This window comes from Gluconobacter potus, from assembly GCF_015244705.1.
Classification (GTDB): Bacteria; Pseudomonadota; Alphaproteobacteria; order Acetobacterales; family Acetobacteraceae; genus Gluconobacter; species Gluconobacter potus.
In genome coordinates, this window is sequence record NZ_JABCQF010000019.1 from 1 (window position 1) to 23,658 (window position 23,658).

General features: G+C 59.9%; 28 protein-coding genes, 1 pseudogene and 1 riboswitch. Of the genes and pseudogenes, 4 read left to right on the plus strand and 25 right to left on the minus strand.

The window, feature by feature from the left end; genetic code table 11:
• The 9 genes from HKD31_RS14750 to HKD31_RS14790 all read right to left on the minus strand — a co-directional run.
• Positions 1-472: lytic transglycosylase domain-containing protein (locus HKD31_RS14750; protein ID WP_194265618.1), on the minus strand; the 472-nt coding region annotated here is incomplete at its 3' end.
• Positions 459-797: a DUF736 domain-containing protein gene (locus HKD31_RS14755; protein WP_034930454.1), complete on the minus strand. Its 339-nt coding sequence runs from the start codon at positions 795-797 to the stop codon at positions 459-461. The genes HKD31_RS14755 and HKD31_RS14750, both read right to left, overlap by 14 nt.
• 1 nt (position 798) lies before the next feature.
• Positions 799-1,341, minus strand: coding sequence for a S26 family signal peptidase (locus HKD31_RS14760; RefSeq protein WP_034930458.1), 543 nt, complete (start codon positions 1,339-1,341; stop codon positions 799-801).
• Positions 1,338-1,802, minus strand: a complete 465-nt coding sequence (locus HKD31_RS14765) for a DUF2840 domain-containing protein (RefSeq protein WP_053323591.1) — start codon at positions 1,800-1,802, stop codon at positions 1,338-1,340. Before HKD31_RS14765 ends, HKD31_RS14760 begins: the two co-directional genes overlap by 4 nt.
• Complete coding sequence (locus HKD31_RS14770; RefSeq protein ID WP_034930465.1) at positions 1,799-2,041, minus strand: ribbon-helix-helix protein; 243 nt, start codon at positions 2,039-2,041, stop codon at positions 1,799-1,801. Before HKD31_RS14770 ends, HKD31_RS14765 begins: the two co-directional genes overlap by 4 nt.
• Positions 2,038-2,781 carry a DNA-methyltransferase gene (locus tag HKD31_RS14775; RefSeq protein ID WP_034930467.1) on the minus strand — a complete coding sequence of 248 codons (744 nt, stop codon included), beginning with the start codon at positions 2,779-2,781 and terminating at the stop codon, positions 2,038-2,040. The genes HKD31_RS14770 and HKD31_RS14775 overlap by 4 nt, the downstream gene beginning before the upstream one ends.
• Positions 2,778-3,416, minus strand: coding sequence for a ParA family partition ATPase (gene parA / locus HKD31_RS14780; protein WP_034930470.1), 639 nt, complete (start codon positions 3,414-3,416; stop codon positions 2,778-2,780). Before parA ends, HKD31_RS14775 begins: the two co-directional genes overlap by 4 nt.
• On the minus strand, positions 3,413-4,468 hold the full coding sequence (locus HKD31_RS14785; protein WP_034930472.1) for a replication initiator protein A: 1,056 nt from the start codon (positions 4,466-4,468) through the stop codon (positions 3,413-3,415). The genes parA and HKD31_RS14785 overlap by 4 nt, the downstream gene beginning before the upstream one ends.
• Positions 4,468-4,752: a helix-turn-helix transcriptional regulator gene (locus HKD31_RS14790; protein WP_034930475.1), complete on the minus strand. Its 285-nt coding sequence runs from the start codon at positions 4,750-4,752 to the stop codon at positions 4,468-4,470. The genes HKD31_RS14785 and HKD31_RS14790 overlap by 1 nt, the downstream gene beginning before the upstream one ends.
• Before the next feature lie 661 nt (positions 4,753-5,413).
• On the opposite strand from HKD31_RS14790, the gene HKD31_RS14795 reads away from it, so the two are divergent.
• A complete protein-coding gene (locus HKD31_RS14795; RefSeq protein WP_034931915.1) occupies positions 5,414-6,868 on the plus strand; it encodes a SulP family inorganic anion transporter in 1,455 nt (484 codons plus the stop codon).
• Between the two features lie 364 nt (positions 6,869-7,232).
• Here the strand turns inward: HKD31_RS14795 and HKD31_RS16145 are convergent, their stop codons facing one another.
• From HKD31_RS16145 to HKD31_RS14825, 7 genes and pseudogenes are all read right to left on the minus strand, one after another.
• Positions 7,233-7,919, minus strand: coding sequence for a DUF2285 domain-containing protein (locus HKD31_RS16145; RefSeq protein WP_228120875.1), 687 nt, complete (start codon positions 7,917-7,919; stop codon positions 7,233-7,235).
• Positions 7,858-7,998, minus strand: a pseudogene (locus tag HKD31_RS16150) (transcriptional regulator domain-containing protein); the annotation flags it as partial. The pseudogene HKD31_RS16150 and the gene HKD31_RS16145, both read right to left, overlap by 62 nt.
• Before the next feature lie 132 nt (positions 7,999-8,130).
• Positions 8,131-8,409 carry a DNA -binding domain-containing protein gene (locus HKD31_RS14805; protein ID WP_010518070.1) on the minus strand — a complete coding sequence of 93 codons (279 nt, stop codon included), beginning with the start codon at positions 8,407-8,409 and terminating at the stop codon, positions 8,131-8,133.
• A gap of 11 nt (positions 8,410-8,420) precedes the next feature.
• Entirely contained in the window at positions 8,421-8,648 is a 228-nt protein-coding gene (locus HKD31_RS14810) for an XRE family transcriptional regulator (RefSeq protein ID WP_456303495.1), read from the minus strand.
• 214 nt (positions 8,649-8,862) lie between these two features.
• Positions 8,863-9,018 carry a hypothetical protein gene (locus HKD31_RS14815; RefSeq protein ID WP_167331797.1) on the minus strand — a complete coding sequence of 52 codons (156 nt, stop codon included), beginning with the start codon at positions 9,016-9,018 and terminating at the stop codon, positions 8,863-8,865.
• A 340-nt stretch (positions 9,019-9,358) separates the two neighbouring features.
• Positions 9,359-9,685 (minus strand): DUF736 domain-containing protein, encoded by a 327-nt coding sequence (locus HKD31_RS14820; RefSeq protein ID WP_034931914.1) that lies wholly within the window; start codon positions 9,683-9,685, stop codon positions 9,359-9,361.
• Between the two features lie 594 nt (positions 9,686-10,279).
• Entirely contained in the window at positions 10,280-10,720 is a 441-nt protein-coding gene (locus tag HKD31_RS14825; protein ID WP_029329809.1) for a hypothetical protein, read from the minus strand.
• Positions 10,721-10,883: 163 nt separating this feature from the next.
• On the opposite strand from HKD31_RS14825, the gene HKD31_RS14830 reads away from it, so the two are divergent.
• Positions 10,884-11,093, plus strand: coding sequence for a hypothetical protein (locus HKD31_RS14830; RefSeq protein WP_010517904.1), 210 nt, complete (start codon positions 10,884-10,886; stop codon positions 11,091-11,093).
• A 9-nt stretch (positions 11,094-11,102) separates the two neighbouring features.
• Here the strand turns inward: HKD31_RS14830 and HKD31_RS14835 are convergent, their stop codons facing one another.
• The 7 genes from HKD31_RS14835 to HKD31_RS14865 all read right to left on the minus strand — a co-directional run bounded on the left by HKD31_RS14835 (position 11,103) and on the right by HKD31_RS14865 (position 18,305).
• Positions 11,103-12,032, minus strand: a complete 930-nt coding sequence (locus tag HKD31_RS14835; RefSeq protein WP_010517906.1) for a DUF2493 domain-containing protein — start codon at positions 12,030-12,032, stop codon at positions 11,103-11,105.
• A gap of 321 nt (positions 12,033-12,353) precedes the next feature.
• The gene (locus tag HKD31_RS14840) at positions 12,354-13,400 is read right to left on the minus strand and encodes a DUF7146 domain-containing protein (protein ID WP_034931912.1); all 1,047 of its coding nucleotides are present in this window, start codon (positions 13,398-13,400) and stop codon (positions 12,354-12,356) included.
• Positions 13,387-13,827: a hypothetical protein gene (locus tag HKD31_RS14845; RefSeq protein WP_010517909.1), complete on the minus strand. Its 441-nt coding sequence runs from the start codon at positions 13,825-13,827 to the stop codon at positions 13,387-13,389. The genes HKD31_RS14840 and HKD31_RS14845 overlap by 14 nt, the downstream gene beginning before the upstream one ends.
• An 83-nt stretch (positions 13,828-13,910) precedes the next feature.
• Positions 13,911-15,107: a hypothetical protein gene (locus tag HKD31_RS14850; protein ID WP_034931909.1), complete on the minus strand. Its 1,197-nt coding sequence runs from the start codon at positions 15,105-15,107 to the stop codon at positions 13,911-13,913.
• A 278-nt stretch (positions 15,108-15,385) separates the two neighbouring features.
• Positions 15,386-16,069 (minus strand): YoaK family protein, encoded by a 684-nt coding sequence (locus HKD31_RS14855; protein ID WP_034929933.1) that lies wholly within the window; start codon positions 16,067-16,069, stop codon positions 15,386-15,388.
• Positions 16,069-17,331, minus strand: coding sequence for a cation:proton antiporter (locus HKD31_RS14860; protein ID WP_034929936.1), 1,263 nt, complete (start codon positions 17,329-17,331; stop codon positions 16,069-16,071). The genes HKD31_RS14855 and HKD31_RS14860 overlap by 1 nt, the downstream gene beginning before the upstream one ends.
• A 74-nt stretch (positions 17,332-17,405) precedes the next feature.
• Entirely contained in the window at positions 17,406-18,305 is a 900-nt protein-coding gene (locus HKD31_RS14865) for a LysR family transcriptional regulator (protein ID WP_034929940.1), read from the minus strand.
• A gap of 222 nt (positions 18,306-18,527) precedes the next feature.
• Between HKD31_RS14865 and metF the strand changes: the two genes are divergently transcribed.
• Both metF and HKD31_RS14875 read left to right on the plus strand, forming a co-directional pair.
• Positions 18,528-19,586, plus strand: a complete 1,059-nt coding sequence (metF, locus tag HKD31_RS14870; protein ID WP_034929943.1) for a methylenetetrahydrofolate reductase [NAD(P)H] — start codon at positions 18,528-18,530, stop codon at positions 19,584-19,586.
• Between the two features lie 4 nt (positions 19,587-19,590).
• On the plus strand, positions 19,591-20,157 hold the full coding sequence (locus tag HKD31_RS14875) for an epoxyqueuosine reductase QueH (RefSeq protein WP_255520479.1): 567 nt from the start codon (positions 19,591-19,593) through the stop codon (positions 20,155-20,157).
• Positions 20,158-20,864: 707 nt separating this feature from the next.
• Here HKD31_RS14875 and HKD31_RS14880 read toward each other — a convergent pair.
• On the minus strand, positions 20,865-21,893 hold the full coding sequence (locus HKD31_RS14880) for a methionine synthase (RefSeq protein WP_034931883.1): 1,029 nt from the start codon (positions 21,891-21,893) through the stop codon (positions 20,865-20,867).
• Positions 21,894-21,920: 27 nt separating this feature from the next.
• On the minus strand, positions 21,921-22,904 hold the full coding sequence (locus HKD31_RS14885; RefSeq protein ID WP_034931884.1) for a DUF1852 domain-containing protein: 984 nt from the start codon (positions 22,902-22,904) through the stop codon (positions 21,921-21,923).
• Between the two features lie 359 nt (positions 22,905-23,263).
• A riboswitch (cobalamin riboswitch) is annotated at positions 23,264-23,495 on the plus strand.
• Positions 23,496-23,658 lie beyond the last annotated feature (163 nt).

The following is a 23,658-nucleotide window of genomic DNA, read 5'->3' on the forward strand; positions in this document are numbered from 1 at the left end:
CCAGCTGCGCGCTGACGGATGCGACGTAGTTCCGCGTCTCGGCAGGTAACGGTCGGCCGGTCGCCAGATGCTCGTCATAGCGCGCGGGACCGGCATTGTAGGCGGCAAGGAACCCGGCCTCGCCATAGCGGTCGCGCATCCACCGCAGATAGGTCGCACCGGCCAGAATGTTATCGTGGGGGTCGAACGGATCCTCGCCAAGGCTGAGCGACGTGCGCAGGCTGGACCATGTGCCGGGCATCACCTGCATGAGCCCCATCGCGCCCGCCGACGACACGGCATGCGCATCGCCTCGGCTCTCCGCGTGCAGCACGGCGGCGATCCATGAAGCTGGAATCTGCGCGCGTCTGGCCGCTTCCGCGATCATGTCAGCGTATGGATCGGCGACCGCGACATGCCCCGATATCGTCATGGAAACGACGACCGAAAGCACGACACCGAGCAGCCGGAGTGCCGCCTTACCGCCGGTCATCACGCTTCACCGGGCGGCTCCAGACCAGATGGAAGGCGCGCCCCTGACGATCGGACTGGAACAGATTGGCGCGGATCGGCTGCGCCAGCATGGGGTCGTCGAGAACCAGCGAGAGGTAAGTGCCCGCCTTCTCGCCGGTGCGTTTCCACCCCGCACCCACCTCCGGTCCGGCATCGGCGTCGCCGAGATGGACACGATAGTCGGGCGCATACTCGGCGTCCGACGAAGTCGCCGGCACGATCGTCAGTTCGACGTCGAGGGCGAGCGTGCGCAGGCGACCGGCGAAGCCGTCAGCCGTGCGCGTGAAAGTTCCGATCTGGGCCATGTCAGCCTCCTTTCTGATTGGGGGTGGGAGACATCGGTGACGGCACGAGCCACAGTGGCTGGGCACGGCCAAGCACCGCATCGACCGGCAGGATGCCGAAATAGCGTCCGTCGAGACTGGTCGGGACCGCTGCGTTCATGACGAAGACCTGACCGGGCAGGACGTGCCGACAGCCTTGCCAGACCGGCAATGGACGGCCGCGATGATCGCGGGCCAATGCATCGCCGAGCGGCTTGCCGTCGACCGTGACGGCAGCACCAATGCGACAGACCCGTTGTCCCGGCAGTGCGGCAACCGGCTTGAGCAGCGGCACACCGAGGGGCAGATAGCCGCCGTGCGCCAGCATCGTGGCAATGTCTGTCGAGGGTCGGATCGCGATCAGGTCGCCGACATGCAGGATGCTTACCGATTGCAGGCGGTACAGCCCAATCGGCGTGCTGGCAGTGGCGTTCCAGATCAACCGGGGCTCCGGATGGATCACCACTGACGTGCCAACACCGAGTATTGCGAAATAGGTGGTGAAGAACCAGCCGAAGCGCGTCATGATACCGCCCTCCGGCGCAGCCAGGCCTGATGGCGGTCGCGCGTGTAGGGACGTGGTGCCTGCCCGGCGAGCATCCGATTGTGCAGATGTCGCCAATGTTCCGGCGCGACATCGACGGGATCAATGCCGATAGCTTCGATACGATCGACGGCTTCGAGCACCAGGCGGACCCTCGGCCAGCCGCTCTGGCGCAGCAGACTCTCACCACCGGGCCGCACGAACGGCACCGTCTGATACGGCTCGTCGGAACGGGTGACGCGCACGATGTCGATGCAGGACACCACCGTGCCGTAATCGTTCGCCGCCCAGCGCAGGAACGCGAACACGCTGTCCGGCGGAAAGCTCAGTATCCGCCGCCGACGATCGAGAATCTGCTCATGGGCGACAGAGCCGAAGCGGATCCAGTGCTCGATGCGCTTCTCAATCCAGGTCAGTTCGACATGAGCGAGGGTGGCGTTCATGGCACATCTCCAGAAGTATCCGAGAACTCGCGGGCCAGCAGCGCGCGCAGCATGTCGGCGACCGTGATGCCGCGCTGGAACGCCGCGACCTTGAGGCGGGCACGCAGCGCCGGCGTGACGTCGATGGTCAGCCGGGCGGTAAAGCGGTTGGGGGTCGTAGGCTTCTCCGGCATCCTGACCCAGCGTTCCGGGTCGGCGGGACGCGACGCGAAACCGGGTCGCACGCGACGTTCTGTCATGGCGAAATCCCTTCGCCGAGCGGCAGCACGGACGCGATGCGGTCGCGCGCCTTCTGCGCCATGACAGGATCGATCTCGCAGCCGACGTAGCGCCGGCCGGTCAGCCGGCAGGCGACGTCCGCCGCACCAGAGCCGGCGAACCAGTCACCCACCAGGCCACCCGGTGGGCAGCTCGTGCGGATCAGGATCTCCAGCAGGGCTACCGGCTTTTCGGTGGGATGGATGGCGCGGCCATGCGCATTGCGGACCGGAATTACGGAGCGCATCAGGCGCGGGCCACCGTCCTCGCTGACGTAATGACCGGCATCGATCCGGCCCATGTGGGGCGGCCGGTGTTTCCGCCATACCATGCGTGCCCGCGCGTCGGGCGTGGTCGGAACCACGTTGTAGACGGCACGCCAGGGCGTATCGTCGCGATAGAACTGGACGATCAGTTCATGCATGCGCCGGAAGCGATCGGCATGGAAGCTGGAACCGTTCTGCTTCTCCCAGACCAGTTCCTGAGCATACTTCCAGCCCGCATTCCGAAATGCCGCGTTGGATGCGAGAAAGCTCCGCAGGAAGCCGAAGACCCAGAGCGAGCCGCTCGGTTTCAGGGCGGCGAGTGCCTTGCCGGGCCAGTCCACCATGCGCCGATCCCAGGCGAGCGACGTATCGCCATAGGGCGGGTCGACCAGGATCATGTCGTAGGGGCCGTGCCAGGGCATCAGGAGCGCGCTGTCGCCGGTCAGGAGGGTCATGATACCAGCCCCCCGATCTCGGCCGTCAGGGCGGCGATTTCACGGGCGGCAATCCCCTGCGGACGAAGATCGCACACCAGGCGGCCGGAACGCGCAGCATCGGCGAAAGCGACCCGCTGGCCGATCCGTGCCAACAATGCCGCCGGTTCATGCCCGGCGAGCGCCAACCGGGTCTCGCGGGCGATGACCGTGCGCGCGGCGCAGCGGTTGAGCACGAAGCGGGCCAGCAGGCCGGGACGGAAGAGGCGCGCCTCTTCCAGCAGCCGCAGCATTTCGGCTGAGGCCCAGCCGTCGAACGGGGAGGGTTGCGCCGGGATCAGCACGAGGTCGGCCGCCAGCAGGGCGGAGCGCAGCAGCGCCGCCACCCGAGGCGGACCGTCGATCACGACGTGATCCGCCCCCTGAGCCAGTGCCGGAGCTTCGTGATGCAGCGTGTCGCGCGCCAGCCCGATCACGCCGAACAGCCGGGGCAGTCCTTCCCGCGCGCGCTGCGCCGACCAGTCCAGCGCCGAGCCCTGCGGGTCGGCATCGATGACCGTCACGCGCCGGCCTTCCCGAGCCCATTGGCCCGCGAGATGCAACGCCAGCGTCGTCTTGCCGACGCCGCCCTTCTGGTTGAGGAGGGCCACGATCATGCCCCCTCTCCGGGGCTTATCCACGGATCGGAAGGGGGGCCAACATCCTTAAAGTTAGACTCTTTTAAGTTAGATTCTAAGTTAAGGGTGCCATAACCAATTGATTCAACGTCGTGATTCGGCGTTTTCCGCAAACGATAGCACGGATGCCGTGGCAGTGAAGGCACGGATAAATCCACAACTGATAGCACGGATGGATTCACAGTCTGTCCACAGGCTCCTGTGGACAATTTGACAGGCGCGAAGGCCAGCGTGTCATTGCCGTTACGGTCGAGGCGCACCGACAGCCGATAGCCGGCAAAGGGCTGCCGCTTCGCCATTTCGCGTAGCTCGAAGGCGAAGCGGCGATACGGGGAAAGGCTGGCGGATTTTTCGTAGAGATGGCGCAGGCCGAAGGCCCAGCCCGCACGCTGGCGACCGCCATGCTTGCGTACAATGCGATAAAGCCAGCGCTCCAGACCGCCTGTAAGGCCAAAATAGGCCGGATCGATGGTCAGCACGAGCGCGTCATCGAGCACGGCCTGGTAGAACCAGTCGGGCAGGATCAGTTCGATCACACGGGTACGCCCTTCCCGCTCGGTGTGCCGTTTCCATTCGTTGATCCAGGAAAAGCGGTGCAGTTGCCCCTTTCCGGTCTGCCGGAGCGAGGTCTTGATCGTGGTGGATTGCAGCCGATCGAACGCCGCTTCCAGCCGCTCATAATCCCGCGCACTGTCGCCCCGGCCGATGAAGGTCAGGATCTCGCGCGGGCTGGCCACCATCAGGCGCGACGTGCGCCGACCGGCGTCGCGTGCGGCAACGAGATGGCTGGCAGCCCAGATCAGCACGTCGGCATCCCAGATCGTGGCCATGCCATGTTCGGCGGACGCCTCGACGCGGATGGTGACGTCCGGGGTCCGGTAATCGATCGGGACCATGCGAGGGGATTTGGCGAGGCTGAAGAACGGGAATGCCATCAGATCCTGGGCATCACGAGGCGCGAAATCTCCTGCGATGGCATGGAAGAGTTCCAGTTGCTCGCGCTCGGAGCGCGCTCTGCCGGTCGGGGACATCAGCGGCGGTTCCCGCGTGAGGTCGGCGGGATCAGCGGGCTTTGCCGTGCGGCCGCGGGCACGGTGCCAGCGGTGGTATCCGAGGTGTGGGCGCGTGCCCCACTCTCGACCCAGGCCTGCAACTCGTCGACCCGATAGACCACGCGGCCGCCGAGCTTCGAATAGCGCGGGCCGGTGCCGTAGATCCGGTGTTTTTCCAGAGTGCGAATGGAAAGCCCGACGAAGCGCGAAGCGTCGGGCGTGCGCAGATAGCGCGGCGGCAGGTCGCTGTAATTGGCGGACATGAGAAGGCTCCGTGATCGCTGTCTGGGGCCGCGGGACAGATGCGGCCAGCAGGGATCAGCGTGGCGGAACCGGGTCTTCCGGGACTAGGACCGATCTCGCCGGGGGTGAGATCGGTCCTTGGCTGGCGGGAGATGGCGACGCGGCCGCCTCGAACCGGGCGACCGAACCAACTGGATTTCGGCTTTCGCCCTCGTCCTAATCATACAAAGTTCTGCTGAAGGTTTCGGTAAGCGGACATCATGCTGCGATGACACGAGCCAGTCTGCCAGTTTCTGAACCATAACCCATGCCATATGGTCTGCTCTCAGCAAATTGCGAACTTAGCCCATGCCGGGCCCCATGACCCAGTAGCCAAGGACATGGGGCCTGGACCGCTTACTGCATCGTATCGCCGTCCGGTTCAGCCAACAGAGAAAGAAAGCCGGGTTCAACAGTGGGGCAGCGGTCTACAGTCCATACGTTCTGGGACGTTGGGATGTCGGTCCTCACAAGACGATCACGCCATTGCAGCAGTCAACGTTGTGTTTGCTGGTCTGTCTTCTCGGGTTGCATCGACCTCACGACCTGACTACCCTGCAAGCACCATTGCCGCGTCGGGCCACAATACGACGAAACCTTATTGAGCGTGCTTACTACCTAGAGAGGTTTCGAAAAAACGCCATGAACTTTGCGACTTATCGGTCGCAGTGGGCTTATAACCCGCTGCGCGAAGTGCTGGCCGGAATGGTCGGCACCTTCGCCCTCATTCCCGAGGTCATTGCTTTCTCCTACGTTGCCGGCGTCTCTCCCGCCGTCTCCCTTTTCGCGTCATTTGTCATTAGCGTCGCCATTTCCATCACCGGTGGCCGCCCGGGAATGATCTCAGGGGCGGCGGGTTCCGTGGCCCTCGTAGCCGCGGCCCTCGTGCATAGCTACGGGCTTCAATACCTTCTCGTCGCGACATTACTGGCTGGCGGACTACAGATCATTTTCGGTGCGTTTGGCTTTCAGGTCATTATGCGCTTCGTATCGGCTGAGGTCCGCACCGGCTTTGTGAATGCTCTCGCGATCCTGATCTTTTCGGCACAGTTACCACAAATGCTTCATGTGACGTGGCACACGTATGCACTGATTGCCCTTGGGCTTGCCATCATCTATCTCATGCCACGGATATCAACCCTGATACCGTCGCCCCTGATCTGTATCGTAGTTCTGACAGGCATCACGATGTGGTATCCAATGCCGGTGCACACTGTCTCTGATCTGGGCACGCTGCCGACAGGCCTTCCTGCTTTTACGATCCCCCACGTACCATTCAATCTGGCCACACTGAAAATTGTGTTTCCCTATGCCCTTGCGATGGCATCTGTGGGCCTCCTTGAATCTCTAATGACAGCAGGTGTCGTGGATGATGAGACCGACACGCACGGTGATCCCAGAATGGAATGCGTAGGTCTTGGTGTCTCGAATGTGTTTGTAGGACTGTTCGGCGGCATCGCCGGGTGCGGTATGGTAGGGCAGACAGTCGGCAATCTTCGGTACGGCGGTCAAGGACGTCTGTCGACCTTTACTGCCGGCGCTTTCCTGCTGTTTCTGATGGTCATGCTGCATACTTATGTCGCCCGCATTCCAATGGCTGCTCTTGTCGCCATTATGTGCATGGTCTCAATCAGCACATTCTCGTGGTCGTCCCTGCGTGATCTTGCGCGTTTTCCAAAGCTCTCAAGCCTCGTCATGGTCGTAACCGTTGCCGTGACTGTCGCATCCTCGGATCTGGCTCTAGGTGTGCTTGTCGGTGTTCTGCTCAGTGGTGTGTTCTTTGCCTGGTCTGTGACGCATTTGATGCACGTCAAAAAGATCAGAGAAGAGGGTACGGATATCTACGAGGTTGAGGGACAGGTTTTCTTTGCTTCGTCTGACCTTCTTCACGATCAGATCGACTTCAGGACTAATGCGCGCCGGGTCGTCATCAGGCTGAACAACGCCCATTTCTGGGACGTGACCTCGGTGGCTATGATTGAGAAGATCGTATCCAAACTCAAGGCTCGCGACATTGAAGTTGAAATCGAGGGCTTGCATGCGCTCCGGCATGGCATCGTCATGCGGTTGACCAGTGAAAAGCTCCTGACCACCTGATAAACTTCGAATAAATGTCCGGAAAAATTCGCCGTCAGGCCAATTTTTCCGGGCAGGTTTTCCATATCTGGGTTGCGGTATTCGATTACAAAATAACTGCCCCTGCAGAAACATTCCCGATGCAAACATGCGATGGCTCGTGTCAACGTTATCTTTTGACGTATAATGTTCAGGAATGGACTATTTTCTCCTTATGTATCTGAAGCCTCACTTCTTCTTTTCAACGAACCGTCACGCGTCTCCAATAGCGGACCATTTTCGGTTTTCCTCGACACAAAGCACCGGAGCGGCCAGCAAGTGAGGCCATGGATACTATCAGCCTCCTTGTTCTGTTCTTCCGGCCCTACAAGACATTCATCATCCACTATCGTCCCCGAAACGGGTGCAGTAGCAGGCGCCTATATCCTCCGTCAGTCAGTCCCCGCGCAAAACGCACCAGCCGTTTCATGCGGAAATGCAGATCATGGGAGAGCCAGTCCCCTGCAGAAACCTCCCGACCGAACAGGACGCCGGCGATCTCGCGCTGCGACACCCCGTCGTCCAGGCCATCGAGCGTCCGGAGCGCCAGAATCAGCCTGCGGATGCGATCGGATGACAGGCAGGCCGGATCACGACCGGGACGCCGATCCATCAGCACGCGCCAGAGCCGCAGGGCGGCCTGGACACGCACCTCGAACAGCGCGTCGAGCGGCAGGAGCACGCCGAGCTGAGCCCCGTCAGGCGGCAAGACGTACAGCCGCAGGATCATCTCCCCCTGCTCGACCAGCACTTCTCCCGCCATATCAGGCGGCAGTTCTGCCCGAGCGAGGGAGACCGGATGATACGCCGCGTCAGCCAGTGCTGTCGGCAGGCGGACAACCGCAATCACGGCCGGCGATACCGCAACAGTCCAGCGGGCGGTACACGGATTGAGGACCGTGCGGACACTCTCGAAATCGCAACCCCCAGCGCCGGGCGAAGGCTTCGGCGTCTGTTGCGGATAGCGCGGCCCGGCGCGCGGCGCGCTGAAGGGCGGCACGATCGCGGATAAAGTCGCGATTACGGCTGACAAACTGCAAGGCAAAGGCAGGGGCGTCGAGCGACCGCAGGCCCTCGTACGCGCTCGCCGACTGCCAGTTGGCGCGGCTCATGGCGTCGTCTCCGATGCGTAACGGGTGGGAACAGGGCAAGCACTTGCTCGCGAGAGCATGCCAGACCGTCCCGCTGCCCGCTACGCCCCGCACCTGCAACAGGTCTTGCAGGCCACGCAACGATTCAGGATGTCAGTGGGGCGCGCCGCCGCGCAGGAGATGCTGGTAGCCATGCTCGGTCATCCAGTGCGCCCGCTCCAGATGACTGTGCCAGCAGCGATGGACGCCCTCAGGGTCGGTCGCCGGGTCACGGTGGAGCACGATCCGGGCGACCTCGCGCCAGTCCGCGCCGTCGGCCTCGGCGTCCAGCAGACGCAGATAGGTAATCAGATGCTGTTCGTCGTAGCCGGTGAGACAGGACGCTTCCGGGGCACTGTCGGCGACGGACGGGTCAAGCGGTGGCTTCTGCATGATGGGTCCGATCAGGTCGGAGAACGAACGCGACGCGCCCTAGCCTGCCGCGTTTGGGTGCCGGAAGTCTCGTGAAGAAACATGACGCCGCGCCCTTGTCCGGACTCGATGAACAGGATGCCCGCCGCCTCCAGCGCACGGCGGACCTGGTCGGTCGTACCCTCATGGACACCGAGACCGCGCTCGGATTCGAGGCGCTTGAGTGCGGTCAATGCTACGAGGGCCTTTTCAGCAAGCATCTCCTGTGTCCAGTTCAGGAGTGCCCGTGCCGCCCTTACCTGTCGGCCGGTGATCATCCATGATCACATCCGACATGCTCGGATTACACACCAGAAATACGACTATAATAGTCGCGTTAGAGCGATTCAATATCGTTCTTTCAGGATGATGGCAAAGGGGAATCGGCATCTGGATTTCCAATGGCGCGGGCGACCATGCAAGAAAACCCCCGCCTTACGCGGGAGCCTCCCTTTCCGTGGCACCCTTGCGGGCCAGTTCCGCGGTCGCCCGCTTCATCTCACGCTCGATCTGCGTCCGCTCGCCCCGGCTCAGGTGAAAGCTGGTGAGTTCGGCGCGCAGCATCTGGATCTGGTCGTGTAGCGTGGTCATCGTCCTGCTCCTTTCGTTTCTCGAAGACAGGACTCCGCCTCATGCACGCGGGAGCCGGGTCAGGGATCGCCGCAGGCGACCGGCTCGCCGGCGCGCGGGGGAGCCGATTTTGTTCGGGACGGCCTGCAGGTCGGCTCGGGCAAAATTGGGGGGACCGCGCGTCCTTGAGGCGGTTCCCGCCGGGCATGGTACAATGGGAAGACTGAGGGAAGCCCTGTTCCCCTGCCCCACCCGAAGACAGGCGGATCGGATCGCGGGCGATCAGCCACGCCCACCCTTCCGTTCCGGTCGCCACCACGAAGGCCCCGCCCGGACCGGCCGGGCGGGGATCGCGGGTGTCTCAGTCGCCGTTGCGACGGCCGTTGGGGCGGGACCAGATCAGGCTGTAGCCCTCGCCGTCCTCGTCATCGAAGAGATTGGCGAAGATCGGGGCGTTGAAGCTCGGATCGTCGAGCTTGAGGCTCAGATAGTCGCGCCCCTCGTTGGAGCGCCGGGACCAAGCCGCCCCGATCTCCACCCTGCCTACGAAGACGCGGTGGCTGGGGGCGTTGTCGTTCGCGCGCGTGGTCTCGGGGGCGATACGGACGTTGGGGGTCTGGAGCGAGAGGGTGACGATCTCGCCGTTATACCCGTTGCCGACTTTCTTGAAGGTGCCGATGGTGGCCATGATACTGCTCCGTGATCTCTGTTATCGAGCCCGCACCATTGCGGCCTCGATGGCGATCGGACAGACGGAGGCGAGCGGCGGCGCATCCTGCAGGGACCGAAGCGCAGCGGAGGACGGCGGGACGGAATTTTCTTGTTTCGCGAGGAATGACGAGGCAGCCGGCAGGGGAAAAAAATTATGGCCCGCTGTTGCGCCATAGCCGATCGAGGCGTAGCCGGCCTTCGGCTAGATCAGCCATCTTGAGAGGCAGCATGCGTGCGCGGCCCGACAGAGCATCCATCACGGAGACTATGGCGACCCGCACAGCACACGAGATCCGGCGACAACCAGAATGACGGCGTCATCCTCCCTCCATACCAGCCAACCGAACCGGCCCGTTCCCGGACAGTACCTCGCAGAACATGCCCGGCTTTCCCCGTTGCGATCGGCCTGCGGGCAATCAGAGCGCCAGTCCGGTTGCTTCAACAGGCGGACCGTATCAGGAACAGCGCGTCACATCTGCGCTTCGCGGCCCATCGCTTCCCGCCTTTTGATGACGTGGAAAGACAGGCCGGTGCCTGATCCATGCCTGCCCGCCGACTGCCGCACAGGCGGTCAGACCCGCGCGACGCTCCCGTCGGCCGGTTCGGGCGGGGCCATGCCGGTAAAGCGGACGAACGCGGTGATGCCGACCGCGATCGCGCCGATCACCGAAAAGAAGAGCTGCCAGACAGCGGACGGCATCATCATCTGGGCGAGACCGTGCGTGGCGCTATAACCGGCAATGATGGCGGGCACGGTATAGAGCAGGACGATCAGCCCTCGCAGCCAGATCCACGGGGTGCAGGCAAGTGCGATCTGGCCGACCATGAAGGTCGCAATGCCCGCCATGACGCCGACGATCAGGGCGCCGATCACTCCGGCGCCGGTATGGAACGCCCAGAGCCCGGCATACAGCCCGCCGGCAAACGGCAAGGCGAAGACCGCGAGCGTGAAGATGAGCCAGCAGAAAAATCCAATGCCGGCGACGATCAGGAACGATGCGAAGATCACCATGGTGGCGGCTCCCGTGAAGATGACATGATCTGACGGTCGCGCCTGCCACCACCACCACGGCGCAACCCCCATCATAGCGAAAATGGTCTGTCGACGGAATGAAAATCATGCTGGCGTCCGGCACAAGAACGTGCATCGTGGGGCTGTTCAGGGAGACAATCTCATGGCGGAAATCAGGGGACGGGAACTGCATCTGGTCAAAAAAGCACTCGCCATTGCAGTGCTGGCGATCGAACGGCAACCAGGGCCGTTTCAATCCTATTCGGACATGCAGGACATGAAAGGCCTGCTCGACCTGCTGGTTCCCGGTGATACCGAACTGGCCTTCTATGCCCGTGCCGCCAGGATCGCGGTTGCGGGCGACCCGGACTGAAGACGGTGCTCACGCACCGCCCCCGAACCGCAGGACCGGGATACCGAGCTTCTTCGCCTTATCGGCCAGATTCTCCTGGATGCCGGTTCCGGGGAAGACGATGACGCCGATCGGCATTGTGTCGAGCATGGCGTCGTTGCGGCGGAAGGGCGCTGCCTTGCGGTGCCTGGACCAGTCCGGCTTGAAGGCGATCTGCACGATGTCGCGATGATCGGCCCAGCGTGACGCAACGAATTCGGCGCCCTTGGGCGAGCCTCCGTGCAGCAGCACCATGTCGGGATGCTTGGCCCGGACCTTGTCGAGCCGGTCCCAGATCAGGATATGGTCGTCGAAATCGAGACCGCCGGTCACGACGACCCTGGGGCCGGGCGGGACCAGCAATTCGCCCTCGGCCTTGCGGCGGGCGTTGAGAAAGTCGCGGCTGTCGATCATCGACGCCGTCATGGTGCGACGGGAGACCAGCGAACCGACCTTCGGACGCCACGCGCTCATCGTCAGGCGCTCGAACTGCTCCTGCGCCTCGTCTCGGAAGATCTCGTAGGCGTTGCGGCGCTCGATCAGGGTCAGCCCTTCGGCGATCAGCCGCTCCAGTTCCACCGAGCGGATCTCGCTGCCGTCCTGTTCTTTCTGACTGTTCTTCTGCGCCTGCTCGTTGCGGTCAAGCTCGCGTTCGACCTGGCCGACCATGCGGTGGAAGATGTTGACCGTGGACCAGAGCAGGGTTTCGAGGTCAGGCTCCAGCCGCGTTTCGGTCAGGGTCGCAGCGATGGCGTCGAAGATGTCGGCGACGGCACCCCCGATACGAGGAGCTTCGGGCAGCGGCCTTGGATCGGGCTCGTCCTCGAAGGGACGGTAGCCATACATCTGGAGTTCCGCCAGCACATGGGCGGTCGGAGATGCGGCATGGGCGGGTTCGAAATCGTCTGTCACGCGGGTCATGGGGCTGTCCTCCGGGATACCGGCCGCGCCCTTCGCGGCCTTTCCGGGGGCGGATAGCGGCAGACCAGGGACGGGACGGAACCGCGCGCTCGCGCGCGGCCGCAGCGCAGCGAAGGATGCAGGGGGTCGGCTATTTTGCTTCGCGATGTAAAGCGCCCCCAAAGGGGCGCGACGGAAAATAGCCGGCCCCGCCATTGAAGGCCCGGCCCGGCTGACGCCCGCTCCCCACTTGAAAGGCCCAGGGCGCGCCCCATCCGGATACAGGACAGCCCCGCACCATACGGGAAAGATGATGAACCTCACCTCCCTTTCCCGGCCTGCTCAGGTGCCAATGCTCTCCAGAAACCGCGCCACGTCCGAGGGAGCGAGTTGCGGATGCAGGATCGCCCGCAGCGCGCCGCGTCCCAGGGCACGGAGATCGTCGTTGAAATCCGCCAGACGCGGTGACAGGCCGATCAGTTCGATCCCGGCTTCCGTGGCCCGCGCGTCGAGCGTCGCCAGCGCCTGATCCCCGGCCGGGTCGTCATCGCGCAGGACGTAAAGACGGCGCAGCGGCGGCGGAAAAATCAGGGCAGCGAGATGCGCCGAAGACAGGCAGGCGGCCAGCGGCAGATCGGGCAGAACCTGACGGAGCGACAGCACCGTCTCGATGCCTTCTCCGGCAGCGAGCACGTCGGATGCCACCCCGAAGCGCACGGCATGGCCGAGCAGTCCGCCCAGGGCACGGCGCGGATGATCGACCGGGGCCTTGCCACGCCCGTCCGCCGCCAGCCAGGTGCGATGAACCCCGGTCAGCGTGCCGTCGAGATCGGTGACGGCGGCGATCATGGCGGGCCAGGTCTCGGTCGGACTGTCCTCGTCGGGGCGGTAAAAGCAGCGCGGATGGAAGCGCAGGGCTCCGGTTCCGTGCAAAAGCGTAAGGTCGCGTCTGCGAAGATACGCTTCTACTTGCGTACCCGCGATCGGCCCGGACATGGCCCAGAGCCGTCGCGCCGCTTCGGAAGAACTGGCGGAACCACGCTCACGGGCAGGCCGGTCCTGTGACGGCGGCACCGGGTCAGGGCGAGGCAGGCTGAGGAAGGCGCGCGCCTCGTCGACCACGTCGCGGAAATCCTGCAGACCAAGGCTTTCGCGGATCACATCCAGCAGATCGCCATGTTCGGCGGACTGCGCATCGGTCCACTTACCGGCCCTGCCGTTCGCGGTGTCATGTAGCCGGACAAACAGCGACCGACCGGGCGTGTTGCGCACATCGCCGACCAGCCAGTAATTGCCGTGACGGCGACCGGCGGACAGATACCGACGGCATACCGCCTCCGCGTTCTCCGCCAGACGGCGGGCGAGATCGCCTGCATCATGCCCCGCCATCGCCCTGCCCTCCTGTGTCGGGATTACCTCCGTCCAGAGCAATCGCCAGCCAGCGATCGGTGGTCATCCATGTAATCGTCCTGCGCCTGCCAAGGTCAAGCAGATGCGCACCGCCACCGAAGGCGCCGATCCTGGGACGTGAACAGCTATTGGCCCACTGGAATCCCCATCGGCCCCGCAACCGGAATGCTCGTGCGCAGCGTAGCACGAATTCCACCACCTGCTGCGGATCTCCGGTTGTCTCGTCGTGCATCCAGAGTTTCGTGCCGCCATATTCAGGCACGATCGACAGAATGAAACCGTCAGACGGTGGATCTTCCGCCGCCAGTTCGTCGATGAATTCATTGTAGAGGTCGAGCGCCTTTGCGGCATTGTCCACGGTACCCACGTCGAGCACGCAGGAAAAATGCGTGAAGAAATCAGCCATCGGAAAAACTCCCGGAACGAAAAAGCCCGGCGCAGGGGCCGGGCTTGTAAAAACGTATTGGCGGAAATAAAGAAAAGCGGCTTTCAGGAAGCCCGTTCCATCAGCCTGCGGGCCTTTTCTTCCAGATCCAGCCGCGTGTCCTGATTGGCTTTCGTCCGCGCCAGTGCGGTAATCCCCTGCACGAAATCAAATACGCTCTCGGGCTTGCGGCCCTCTTCGTGCAGCACGGTTTCGATAATCTTCGCCGTTTCCGGTTTCGAGAACCCGCGACGGCGCAGGAAACTTTCCCGATCCTCGTCTGTTTTCGCGACCAGTGCCTGCCGGGATGCCTGAATGCCGGAGACAAACGAGGCCGGGCTGGCCGTGGCGAAATTCCGTAGCGCCGGGGTCGCCTGATGCACGAAGCGAGAGGCCGCAAACTTGCTATGCCGGATCGTGATCTGTTCGAAATTTTCTACGCCCCAGAGCATGCGGTTTTGACACACCCCGCGCAGATAGAACGAGGCAATGCCGAGGCTCTTGCTGCCTACCTCGCTGTTCCACGCATAGAAGCCCCGGAAATAGAGATCGGGGTCACCATTGGGCAGGCGTCCGGCCTCAATCGGGTGTGTATCGTCCACGAGGAACAGAAACACATCGCGATCTGATGCGTAGAGCGTCGTCGTCTCCTTCGTGATGTCCACGTACGGATTATGGGTCATGGTTGCCCAGTCAATGACGCCGGGTACCTTCCAGTTGGTATCCCCTGTGCCGTCGCCAGCGATTTTGCGCACCGCGCCGACCAGTTCATGGTCCCAGATGCGGCCGTAATCGGGGCTGGTGACCGCGCGTAGCTCGACGCGGCCGTCCTCGGTCTCCAGTGTTTTCACCAGTTCGGCCCGGTGTGACAGCAGGCCGTGCTGGAGATTGATCGCTGCCAGTGGAGCCGGAAGGTTGCGCAGATAGGATGATGGCGCGCCGACCAAACTGGACATCTGGCCGAACGACCAGTGTGTGGGGACAATCGGCTCCTGCTGTCCCGGTACGGTCAGGGTCAGGCGCTCGGCATTGTCGCGGGATGCTTCCACGCGGATGGCGCGGCTTTCCACCGTGCGGGCGGTGGCGCGCTCGGCACGGGTGAGCGTGGCCGCATGCAGGTCGGACAGGGACAGGTAGCGCTCATCATCGGGGCGGGAAAACCATTCGGACGAGACGCGGGCACTCCGTTCGCCTCGCGACGGGTCGATACGGAAGCCGCCGGAAGTGGCACCACGGGACGCGGGGGACAGGATGGTGGTCATGGGAGACTCTCCTCTTATGCCGGTTATTCGGCACAGAAGGCGAAGCCACCCTCTTCCTCTGATCACCACTTCCCACGCGGGATCCCATCCGACCGCAGAAACACCCAACCCCTCATCCCGGAACACGGCGCTCTCTTCACCTACCGGAAATCATGACTGCGATGGGGGGGAAGAGGAATGTCGGCTGTCAGGCATGAAAACCCGACCTGACCGAGAGGCAGATGCACATCATAAATGCGTTACGTCCGGTGTTTGATCTGGGCTGCCGGATCGGGTGTTCAATTATCATCCTGCCCTGCGCGCTCCGTTTTCCAGATATCCCGGTATAGGAAAACAAGGAAAGGGACGGGCCACAGGAACGGAAAGCTTCCGTGCAGGGCCAGCCCCATGGCGGCAGCCATCACGCCTGCCAGAAAAGCCCCCCACAAAAGTAGCGGCAGAAAAATGCTTCCTGCGACAGGGCGAGTGTTCCTGTCCGGCGCCAGACATGACGCTACCCATTCCGCAATTCCCGATGCGGCTTTCAGCAGGTTTGTTGTCACGACGATCGTGGGCATGGGCGTGCCGGAGAACTTCGCGATCGTCTCGCCCTGCACGGCCAGAAGTGCTGGCAGCACGAAAAATTCGCCCCAGTAACGCAGGGCCGATCCATGCACGATCTGCGCCAGAACCATGAAGATTGTCATCACCATGACCCCGTAAGCTGGCGACCATAACAGCCGCATCAGGCCGGACAGGATGGCGGCAAGGAAAAAGATACCCAGCACACCGACCAGAAGCAGGCCATGGTGCCAGTTCCCACTGATAAACGAGGCGCCCATATGCGTGGTATTGCCGGTCATCGCACCAGCAAAGACACCGCCCAGATCGACGAAACTCAGGGCATCCACATAGCCTGCGACAAGCCCGAGAATGAGAACCCGCCGGGCGGAAATCGAGACCGGGAGAAGGGAGGAGGGCATTATTGCGACCGGGAGGTGATTGACGGATAGAGCCTGCGGGCGACCCGCTCCATGGTCAGACCCTGCACGATGATGGTGAACACCACGACACCATAACAAACAGGCAGTAGCAGGTCGCGCAGGTCTCCGGGTGGCAGGCCAAGCGCCAGAGAAACCGAGATGCCGCCACGCAGGCCGCCCCATGTCAGGATACCGAGGACACGGCCCCGCTCCCATTGTCGGAGATGAACCGGAAGAGTGGAAAACAGAACGCTCAATGCCCGCACGGCAATGGACAGCGGGATCACGGCAAGCGTCGCCAGCACCGTAAACAGATGCGGCGTGATCTCCAATATTTCAAAGCCAATGAGCATGAACAGCAGCACGTTCAGCACTTCGTCAATCAGCGTCCATGCGATGTCGAGTTCCTTGCGGGATACTTCATCGAAAACGGAATGGCTGTAGCTGGTTCCGAAGCAGAGACCGGCCACGACGACGGCAATCGCACCGGACATGCCAAGCTGGTTGGCGATGCTGAAGGTTCCGGTCGCCAGCGCCAGCGAAGTCAGCAGATCGATATGCGGATCCCGCTGTTCCCTGAGCACACGAAGCGCGATCCACCCGGTTGCCGCTCCAAGAAGCCCCCCACCGAGCGCTTCGCGGCAGAAGCTCAGAGCAATCTCCGAAGCTCCCACTCCCTGACTGTCCCCAGTCGCCAGCCCGATCGTCACACCGAAGATGACAACACCTACCCCATCATTGAACAGGCTCTCGCCCGCAAAAACGGCCTGTAGCGGTCCCGGCAGTCCCAGACGTTTCAGCATTCCCACAACCGAAACCGGGTCTGTTGGGGCGAGAATGGTGCCGAGCACAATGCACCACGTAAAGGGAACGGCATGCCCCAGAAAAGGGAAAACACACCATGCCGCGACCGCCAGAAACGCCACGGCCAGAACGGTTCCCAGAATGGAGAGGGCAGTCACGGACATCAGCTTTGCGCGCAGATGTCCGACATTCACCTGCATGGCTCCGGCAAACAGAAGTAGCGACAGGGCACCGTTCAGAAGTGCCGCAGGCAGATTGATGGCTCCGAGCACGGATCGTGGAAGAGCCTGAAGATCATAGGCCGGGATCAGCGGGTTCAGAATCATGACCAGCAGCGAGGTCAGCAATGAGAAGACCAGAACGCCGATGGTCACCGGGACGCGCAATGTGTGGTGGTTGAGAATGCTGAAGCCTGCCGAGAGGGTCAGGAGCAGGGCGAGGAGGCTGATGGTATCCATGGCCTCACCGCTGACTGCTCAGGCTCCTTACGTCAAGAAAAACCGGGAATAGAAAATAAAGGGACGTGATATTTTTAAACGGTCTGACGAGGCGACGCAGCGAATTCAATAAAATCCCGCAGATAGTGAATATCTTCATCGGTTTCCCGATGGCCAAGGAATATCTGTTTCGCAATACCCTTTTTTCCAAGCTTCACCGGATAAAGCTCAAAGCGTGTGGCGTATTCTTCCACAAGCCAGCGAGGAAGTGCCGCAACGCCCCTTCCATGGCTGACCATCACCAGCATGATATCCGTCGTTTCAATCTGCTTCTGCTGTCGGGGTCCAATCCCTGCTGGTTGCAGGAACTGCGTGTAAATATCGAGCCGCTCAGACGGAACCGGATAGGTAATCAATGTTTCATCTGCCAACTGCTCTGGTAAAACAAATTTTGCCTTCCGAAGAGGATGCTCCGGACCAACAGCCAGCACCAGTTCATAGTCAAATACTGGTGTGAATTTGAGACTAGGTTTATACAGGGGATCAGGGGTCACCAGAATATCGATTTCATTACTGAACAGCGCGCCGATCCCGCCGAACTGGAATTTCTGTCGTACATCCACATCGACCTTTGGCCATCTCTCCAAGTAAGGTGAAACGACTTTCAGAAGCCACTGATAACAGGGATGGCATTCCATCCCGATGCGCAATGTCCCGCGCCCGCCATTTGCGAATTGTTCAATACGGCTTTCCGCCAGTTCAAATTGCGGGAGCAGACGGTTTGCCAGAGACAAAAGCCATTCACCGGCCTGAGTAAGAACAAGGGATCGTCCTTCCCGTCGCCATATCCTGACGCCAAGCTGCTGTTCGATCTTGCGGATAGAGTGGCTGAGCGCAGGTTGGGTCAGGTTCAGACGCGCCCCGGCAGCCGTCAGCGAACCTTCCCGTGCGACTTCCTGAATGATTGTCAGATGACTGCGTTCCAGAATGCCCATGTTTTGTCCGATAAATGCACGAAATTCATATAGACATAAAAATATATCATTTCAGTTCATTTTTATAAACTTCTATTATGAAGGACCAATCAGTCATACGGACGCTGCTCATGGTCTCCATCGACACTCATGATCATTTTCACTGTAGATCGAAATGCAGCTTCAACCTTTCGCCTGAAATTTTCAAAGAAAAGTCGGATGCTGTGAGTATTTGCGACTGACATGGCAGACAGGCTGAGCAAATGGCTGTCAGAAAAGCGCATCGACGGACTGTTGCCGCGTAATTCCGAAGCTCCAGTCCCGATCCTGTCCTTCGAGTTTGTCCCACCGAGGACTGACGCAATGGAACAGCGGCTCTGGCACTGCATCCGGCGCCTGGCGCCACTTGCGCCTCGTTTTGTCTCGGTCACCTATGGTGCGGGCGGAACCACGCAGGCCGGCACTTTCTCCACGGTGTTGCGTCTGAAGCGGAAGACAGACCTTGTTCCCGCAGCTCATCTGACCTGTGTCGGCGCAACCTTCGAGGAGGTAGATGACCTTGCCCGTCGCTATCGGGATGCTGGTGTTAATCATATCGTGGCCCTGCGTGGCGATCCTCCTACAGGCGCTGCGGATTACACTCCGCGGCCAGAGGGCTATGCTCATGCCAGCGATCTTGTCGCCGGTCTGCGTCGCATCGCGAATTTTGATATCTCTGTGGCCGCCTATCCTGAAACCCACCCTGCTGCGTCAAGCCCGGAGGCCGATCTGGATAATCTCAGGCGCAAGCTCGATGCGGGGGCGACACGCGCCATCACGCAGTATTTCTTTGATACTGAGATCTACCTGCGTTTCCTGGACCGATGCCGGGCAGCCGGAATTACTGTACCGATCATTCCTGGCATTATGCCGATTTCAAATTACGAGCAGATCGTGCGCTTTTCGGCTGTGTGCGGGGTAACGGTGCCAGCATGGCTGAGGCATCTGTTTGAAGGGACTGCCAACAATCCTGAACTTCGTCGTGTCGTCGCCAGTGTGGTGGCGGTGGCGCAGATCCGTACTTTGCAGGCTCATGGACTCAACGAGTTTCATGTCTCCACGCTCAACCGTGCTGGTCTGACTTACGCGATTGCCCATATCCTTGGGATGCGTCCGATGCAGACGAACGCATCTCATAATGTGACAGGCCTTTTGGAAACAACGGAAATCCCCAATGAGCGAGAAACCCCGGCAGATTTTGACCCCACCGAAGGGACACAGGAAGGTGCTCCTCCATTCATGCTGCGCACCCTGTTCGGGTGAGGTGATGGAGGCCATGACCGCATCGGGTATCGACTACACGATCTTCTTCTACAATCCGAACATCCATCCCGAGCGGGAATATCTCCTCCGCAAGGACGAAAACATTCGGTTTGCCGATAAACACGGTATCCCCTTCGTCGATGCCGATTATGACAGAGACAACTGGTTCGCTCGTGCGAAAGGCATGGAATGGGAGCCGGAACGCGGTGTCCGTTGCACCATGTGCTTCGATATGCGTTTTGAACGCACATCACTTTACGCTCATGAACATGATTTCCCCGTGATGACCAGTTCGCTCGGTATTTCACGATGGAAGAATATGGCGCAGATCAATGATTGCGGCCAACGCGCCGTATCTCCTTATGAAGGGCTCTCCTACTGGGATTTCAACTGGCGCAAAGGGGGCGGTTCCTCGCGGATGATCGAGATCAGCAAACAGGAGAAGTTCTACCAGCAGGAATATTGCGGCTGCGCCTATTCGCTGCGTGATACCAATGCTCATCGCCGCAGTCAGGGGCGTTCGCCGATCGAGCTTGGCACGCTCTATTATGGAACCGACGATGAGGCATGATCACACACAAGACGAGGGGGCCTGTTTGCTCGGTGATGTGCCGACCCCCAAAACGACACGTGATGAGAAGCAGCACGAAGCCTCTCTGGCATGCGATGCCCCGGAGGACAGCGTTCCGGATGAGGAAACCCAGTTCGGATGTCCGTGTTGTATGAACCCGTGGCTCCGTTGATCCGGGCAATATGCTGTTCAGACAGTGAAACGAACCATGCACCACGCCCTTGCCAGAGATATTCTGTCTTATCTCCAGACACCTGAACGTCTGGCCCTCTCAAAGAGTGAACGCCTTACGCGGTTTGTGGATTTTCTCTCGGGAAATCACAGGATTATTGGCTGCCGAAAGCAGGAATGTCGGAAACGACTGCGCCGGTTCGGGTACATCCTCGGTGCTGTCTGTCCTATGGCAGAGAGGGCGAGCGATATTGAAAAGCTCATCACGACGGTGGAGGACATCTGCACACGTCCTTTCACGCCAGCCACTCTTCAGGATGCATTGGGAATTTCCAGTCGGGAACATATCAGATGGACGTGTGACGGCAAGCTCAGGCCGATTGGAACGAAAATGATAAAGGATCGTGGGCGTTTCTCGCTGACTTTATACAGCGCGGAAGACGTGGCGAGACTGCTAATGTCTCCGGAAATTCTGGCATCGTGGAGGGCAAGACCTGTGGCCTGCCCTCCACGATAGAAACCCGCAGAGTTACCTATCAGGCCGAGAGTTCTTTTCGAACAATTTCCGCACCTGCGCCCAGAGCATCCAGCTTGCCGCGAGCCACATTACGCGGCAAAGGCGCCATACCGCAATTGGTGCAGGGATAAAGCTTGTCGGCATCCACAAATTGAAGGGCTTTTCGTAGCGTATTTGCGACTTCGTCTGGAGTTTCAATGGCATTGGTGGCTACATCAATGGCGCCGACCATGACCTTTTTCCCACGAATAAGTTCGATCAGATCCATCGGAACGCGGGAGTTCTGACATTCCAGTGAAATCAGATCGATATTGGATTTCTGCAGTTTGGGAAAGATCTCTTCATACTGCCGCCACTCTTCCCCAAGGGCATTTTTCCAGTCGATATTGGCTTTGATACCATAACCATAGCAGATATGGACGGCGGTTTCGCATTTCAGTCCTTCAATAGCCCGCTCCAAAGTGGCGATGCCCCAGTCATTGACCTCATCAAAAAAAACATTGAAGGCAGGCTCATCGAACTGGATGATGTCGACACCAGCCGCTTCCAGTTCTTTCGCTTCCTGATTGAGAATTTTGGCGAATTCGCAGGCCAGTTTTTCGCGGCTTTTGTAGTGGCCATCATGGAGCGTGTCGATCATGGTCATGGGACCGGGGAGCGCCCACTTGATGGGCTTCTTCGTCAGCGTGCGTAAAAACTTCGCATCCTCGACAAAAACAGGCTTCTCGCGCGTTACAGCGCCTATGACTGATGGCACGCTCGCATCGTAGCGGTTGCGAATTTTGACCGTCTGGCGATTCTCGAAATCTACACCATTGAGATGTTCAATGAACGTCGTGACGAAATGCTGACGCGTTTGTTCACCGTCACTGACGATATCGATCCCAGCGCGGTCCTGATCGTCCAGTGTCAGGCGTAGCGCATCCTGTTTGCCTTCGACCAGTTCCTCTCCGTGCAATTTCCAGGGCGACCACAGGGTCTCAGGCTGTGCGAGCCATGAGGGTTTGGGCAGACTACCAGCCGTTGAGGTGGGGAGCAGTGTTTTCATGAGAGATGACCTTGTCTTTCTGATGGATCAGCCGGCGTCACTGGCAGACCACTGTTCGAGGATATCGTGATATGGCCAGATGAAATTTTCTTCCGTATATTTTCCCTGAGCGGTTGCCAGTTGGCTCCGCTCTTCCCGGTCGTAGACAATTCGGGTGTTTGAATAATCCTGATGATTCAGGCTTGGCTGATAACAGTCAGCCGCCGCAGAATTGGCATTGTAAATTTCAGGACGGTAGACCTTCTGAAAAGATTCCATCACGCTGATGGTGCTGATCAGTTCAAGGGCAGAATAGTCAGACAGCAGATCGCCAAAAAAATAGAAGGCCAACGGTGCAGCACTATTGCGCGGCATGAAATAACGAACCTGCATACCCATTTTTTGAAAATACTGGTCTGTCAGGGAAAATTCTCGCTGCTCATATTCAACGCCGAGAACAGGATGCTGATTTTCCGTCCGATGATAGGTACGATTGGTCGAAACACTGAGGCAGATGACTGGCGGTTTTTTGAAATTCTGCTTGTAAGCAGACGAGTTCATAACGCTTTTAAAGAGATTTCCATGTAAGTCCCCATAGTTATGGGGGACACTGAATTCGGCTTTCTCTTTATTGTAAGCCGGTAACAACACGCTGAAGTCGTAATCCCGCACATACGAGGAAAAACTGTTCCCGGCGAGGCCCTCTATCCGTTTGTTGGCGTTTTTATCAACAATTGTTGTGTAGAGGACTTCGATCAGAGGAAAGCTGCCGCTTTTGCCAGAAAAGGCGAGATCCATCTCGACAGAAACGATTTCAAGTTCAAGAGTGTAGCGATCTCTGTTGGCATTATCCCAGTGCGCCAGATCATTGAACCGGTTGTCGATCATGCGCAGCACGTTGCGCAGGTTTTCCTGACGGCTTTCCCCTCTCGCCAGATTGGCAAAATTGGTCGTAAGGCGCGTCCTGTCAGAAGGATGATAGTTCTCATCGAAGCGGAGCCTATGGATACTGAATGTCGAGTCCTGAATCATTGTGGTCCTGTGTCCCTTTTCCACCCCAATCCAGAATGAGGACAATGGTGATGCATGGCATCCCCAGTTTGGCTTCTGCCTCTCTCAGGCGGTGGTGGTCATCGTCATCGCAGCTTTATGCCTGAACGTATCCGTGAGTAGAAATGATTTGATTTCATAAACACATCAATTTTGTTCATGGTAAAATGTGGCGGCGTTGTCCCCGGAAAGAACGACACCGGAAACTGATCAGCGCACTGTTTGTCTTCGGGAAATCAGGTCAATCAGACGCATGGTCTACATACGAAAAACTGATATCTGCCTTCCGCCGCTCCATGATGTTCCAGCTTGCACTCTGGATGCGTTTGGCGGCATGGTGCAAAGGCAAACGCTTCAATGGTCCCGCGCGAGCGGGTTAATAGGGAACTCCGTTATGTTCTGGTCAGACATTCGGCCAGAAGCAAAGTCGGAGGCTGCTCCCGCAACTGTAGGCGGTATGTCACTGGTTCGTTCACTTTGAACGTGAACCACTGTTCTCATAGGAACGGGAAGGTTGGAACCGGTTGGCCATGATCCGTGAGCCAGGAGACCTGCCATTGCTCAGCCACCAACCGTCGGGCGGGATGACCGAAGGGAGGAGAGAATATATGCCTGTCTGCCTTATGCCGCGGTCGTTCCTGATGAATCAGGCGGTGGCCTCTTGTCCGGACACGGTCTTCTGCTCTGTTATTCCTGACCGATATATGGACAACGCTTTTGTGCTGCTGACAGCATT

Coding starts and splice junctions, on each gene's coding strand:
- HKD31_RS14820 (WP_034931914.1), bottom strand. CDS start 9,685: ATGGCCACCATCGGCACCTTCAAGAAAGTCGGCAACGGGTATAACGGC.
- HKD31_RS14805 (WP_010518070.1), bottom strand. CDS start 8,409: ATGCAGAAGCCACCGCTTGACCCGTCCGTCGCCGACAGTGCCCCGGAA.
- HKD31_RS14880 (WP_034931883.1), bottom strand. CDS start 21,893: ATGAAAACACTGCTCCCCACCTCAACGGCTGGTAGTCTGCCCAAACCC.
- HKD31_RS14830 (WP_010517904.1), top strand. CDS start 10,884: ATGGCGGAAATCAGGGGACGGGAACTGCATCTGGTCAAAAAAGCACTC.
- HKD31_RS14760 (WP_034930458.1), bottom strand. CDS start 1,341: ATGACGCGCTTCGGCTGGTTCTTCACCACCTATTTCGCAATACTCGGT.
- HKD31_RS14770 (WP_034930465.1), bottom strand. CDS start 2,041: ATGACAGAACGTCGCGTGCGACCCGGTTTCGCGTCGCGTCCCGCCGAC.
- HKD31_RS14785 (WP_034930472.1), bottom strand. CDS start 4,468: ATGTCCCCGACCGGCAGAGCGCGCTCCGAGCGCGAGCAACTGGAACTC.
- parA (WP_034930470.1), bottom strand. CDS start 3,416: ATGATCGTGGCCCTCCTCAACCAGAAGGGCGGCGTCGGCAAGACGACG.
- HKD31_RS14855 (WP_034929933.1), bottom strand. CDS start 16,069: ATGCCCTCCTCCCTTCTCCCGGTCTCGATTTCCGCCCGGCGGGTTCTC.
- HKD31_RS14815 (WP_167331797.1), bottom strand. CDS start 9,018: ATGACCACGCTACACGACCAGATCCAGATGCTGCGCGCCGAACTCACC.
- HKD31_RS14835 (WP_010517906.1), bottom strand. CDS start 12,032: ATGACCCGCGTGACAGACGATTTCGAACCCGCCCATGCCGCATCTCCG.
- HKD31_RS14865 (WP_034929940.1), bottom strand. CDS start 18,305: ATGGGCATTCTGGAACGCAGTCATCTGACAATCATTCAGGAAGTCGCA.
- HKD31_RS14755 (WP_034930454.1), bottom strand. CDS start 797: ATGGCCCAGATCGGAACTTTCACGCGCACGGCTGACGGCTTCGCCGGT.
- HKD31_RS14845 (WP_010517909.1), bottom strand. CDS start 13,827: ATGGCTGATTTCTTCACGCATTTTTCCTGCGTGCTCGACGTGGGTACC.
- metF (WP_034929943.1), top strand. CDS start 18,528: ATGGCAGACAGGCTGAGCAAATGGCTGTCAGAAAAGCGCATCGACGGA.
- HKD31_RS14840 (WP_034931912.1), bottom strand. CDS start 13,400: ATGGCGGGGCATGATGCAGGCGATCTCGCCCGCCGTCTGGCGGAGAAC.
- HKD31_RS14875 (WP_255520479.1), top strand. CDS start 19,591: ATGGAGGCCATGACCGCATCGGGTATCGACTACACGATCTTCTTCTAC.
- HKD31_RS14775 (WP_034930467.1), bottom strand. CDS start 2,781: ATGACCCTCCTGACCGGCGACAGCGCGCTCCTGATGCCCTGGCACGGC.
- HKD31_RS14765 (WP_053323591.1), bottom strand. CDS start 1,802: ATGAACGCCACCCTCGCTCATGTCGAACTGACCTGGATTGAGAAGCGC.
- HKD31_RS14825 (WP_029329809.1), bottom strand. CDS start 10,720: ATGGTGATCTTCGCATCGTTCCTGATCGTCGCCGGCATTGGATTTTTC.
- HKD31_RS14885 (WP_034931884.1), bottom strand. CDS start 22,904: ATGATTCAGGACTCGACATTCAGTATCCATAGGCTCCGCTTCGATGAG.
- HKD31_RS14810 (WP_456303495.1), bottom strand. CDS start 8,648: ATGCTTGCTGAAAAGGCCCTCGTAGCATTGACCGCACTCAAGCGCCTC.
- HKD31_RS14790 (WP_034930475.1), bottom strand. CDS start 4,752: ATGTCCGCCAATTACAGCGACCTGCCGCCGCGCTATCTGCGCACGCCC.
- HKD31_RS14860 (WP_034929936.1), bottom strand. CDS start 17,331: ATGGATACCATCAGCCTCCTCGCCCTGCTCCTGACCCTCTCGGCAGGC.
- HKD31_RS14850 (WP_034931909.1), bottom strand. CDS start 15,107: ATGACCACCATCCTGTCCCCCGCGTCCCGTGGTGCCACTTCCGGCGGC.
- HKD31_RS14795 (WP_034931915.1), top strand. CDS start 5,414: ATGAACTTTGCGACTTATCGGTCGCAGTGGGCTTATAACCCGCTGCGC.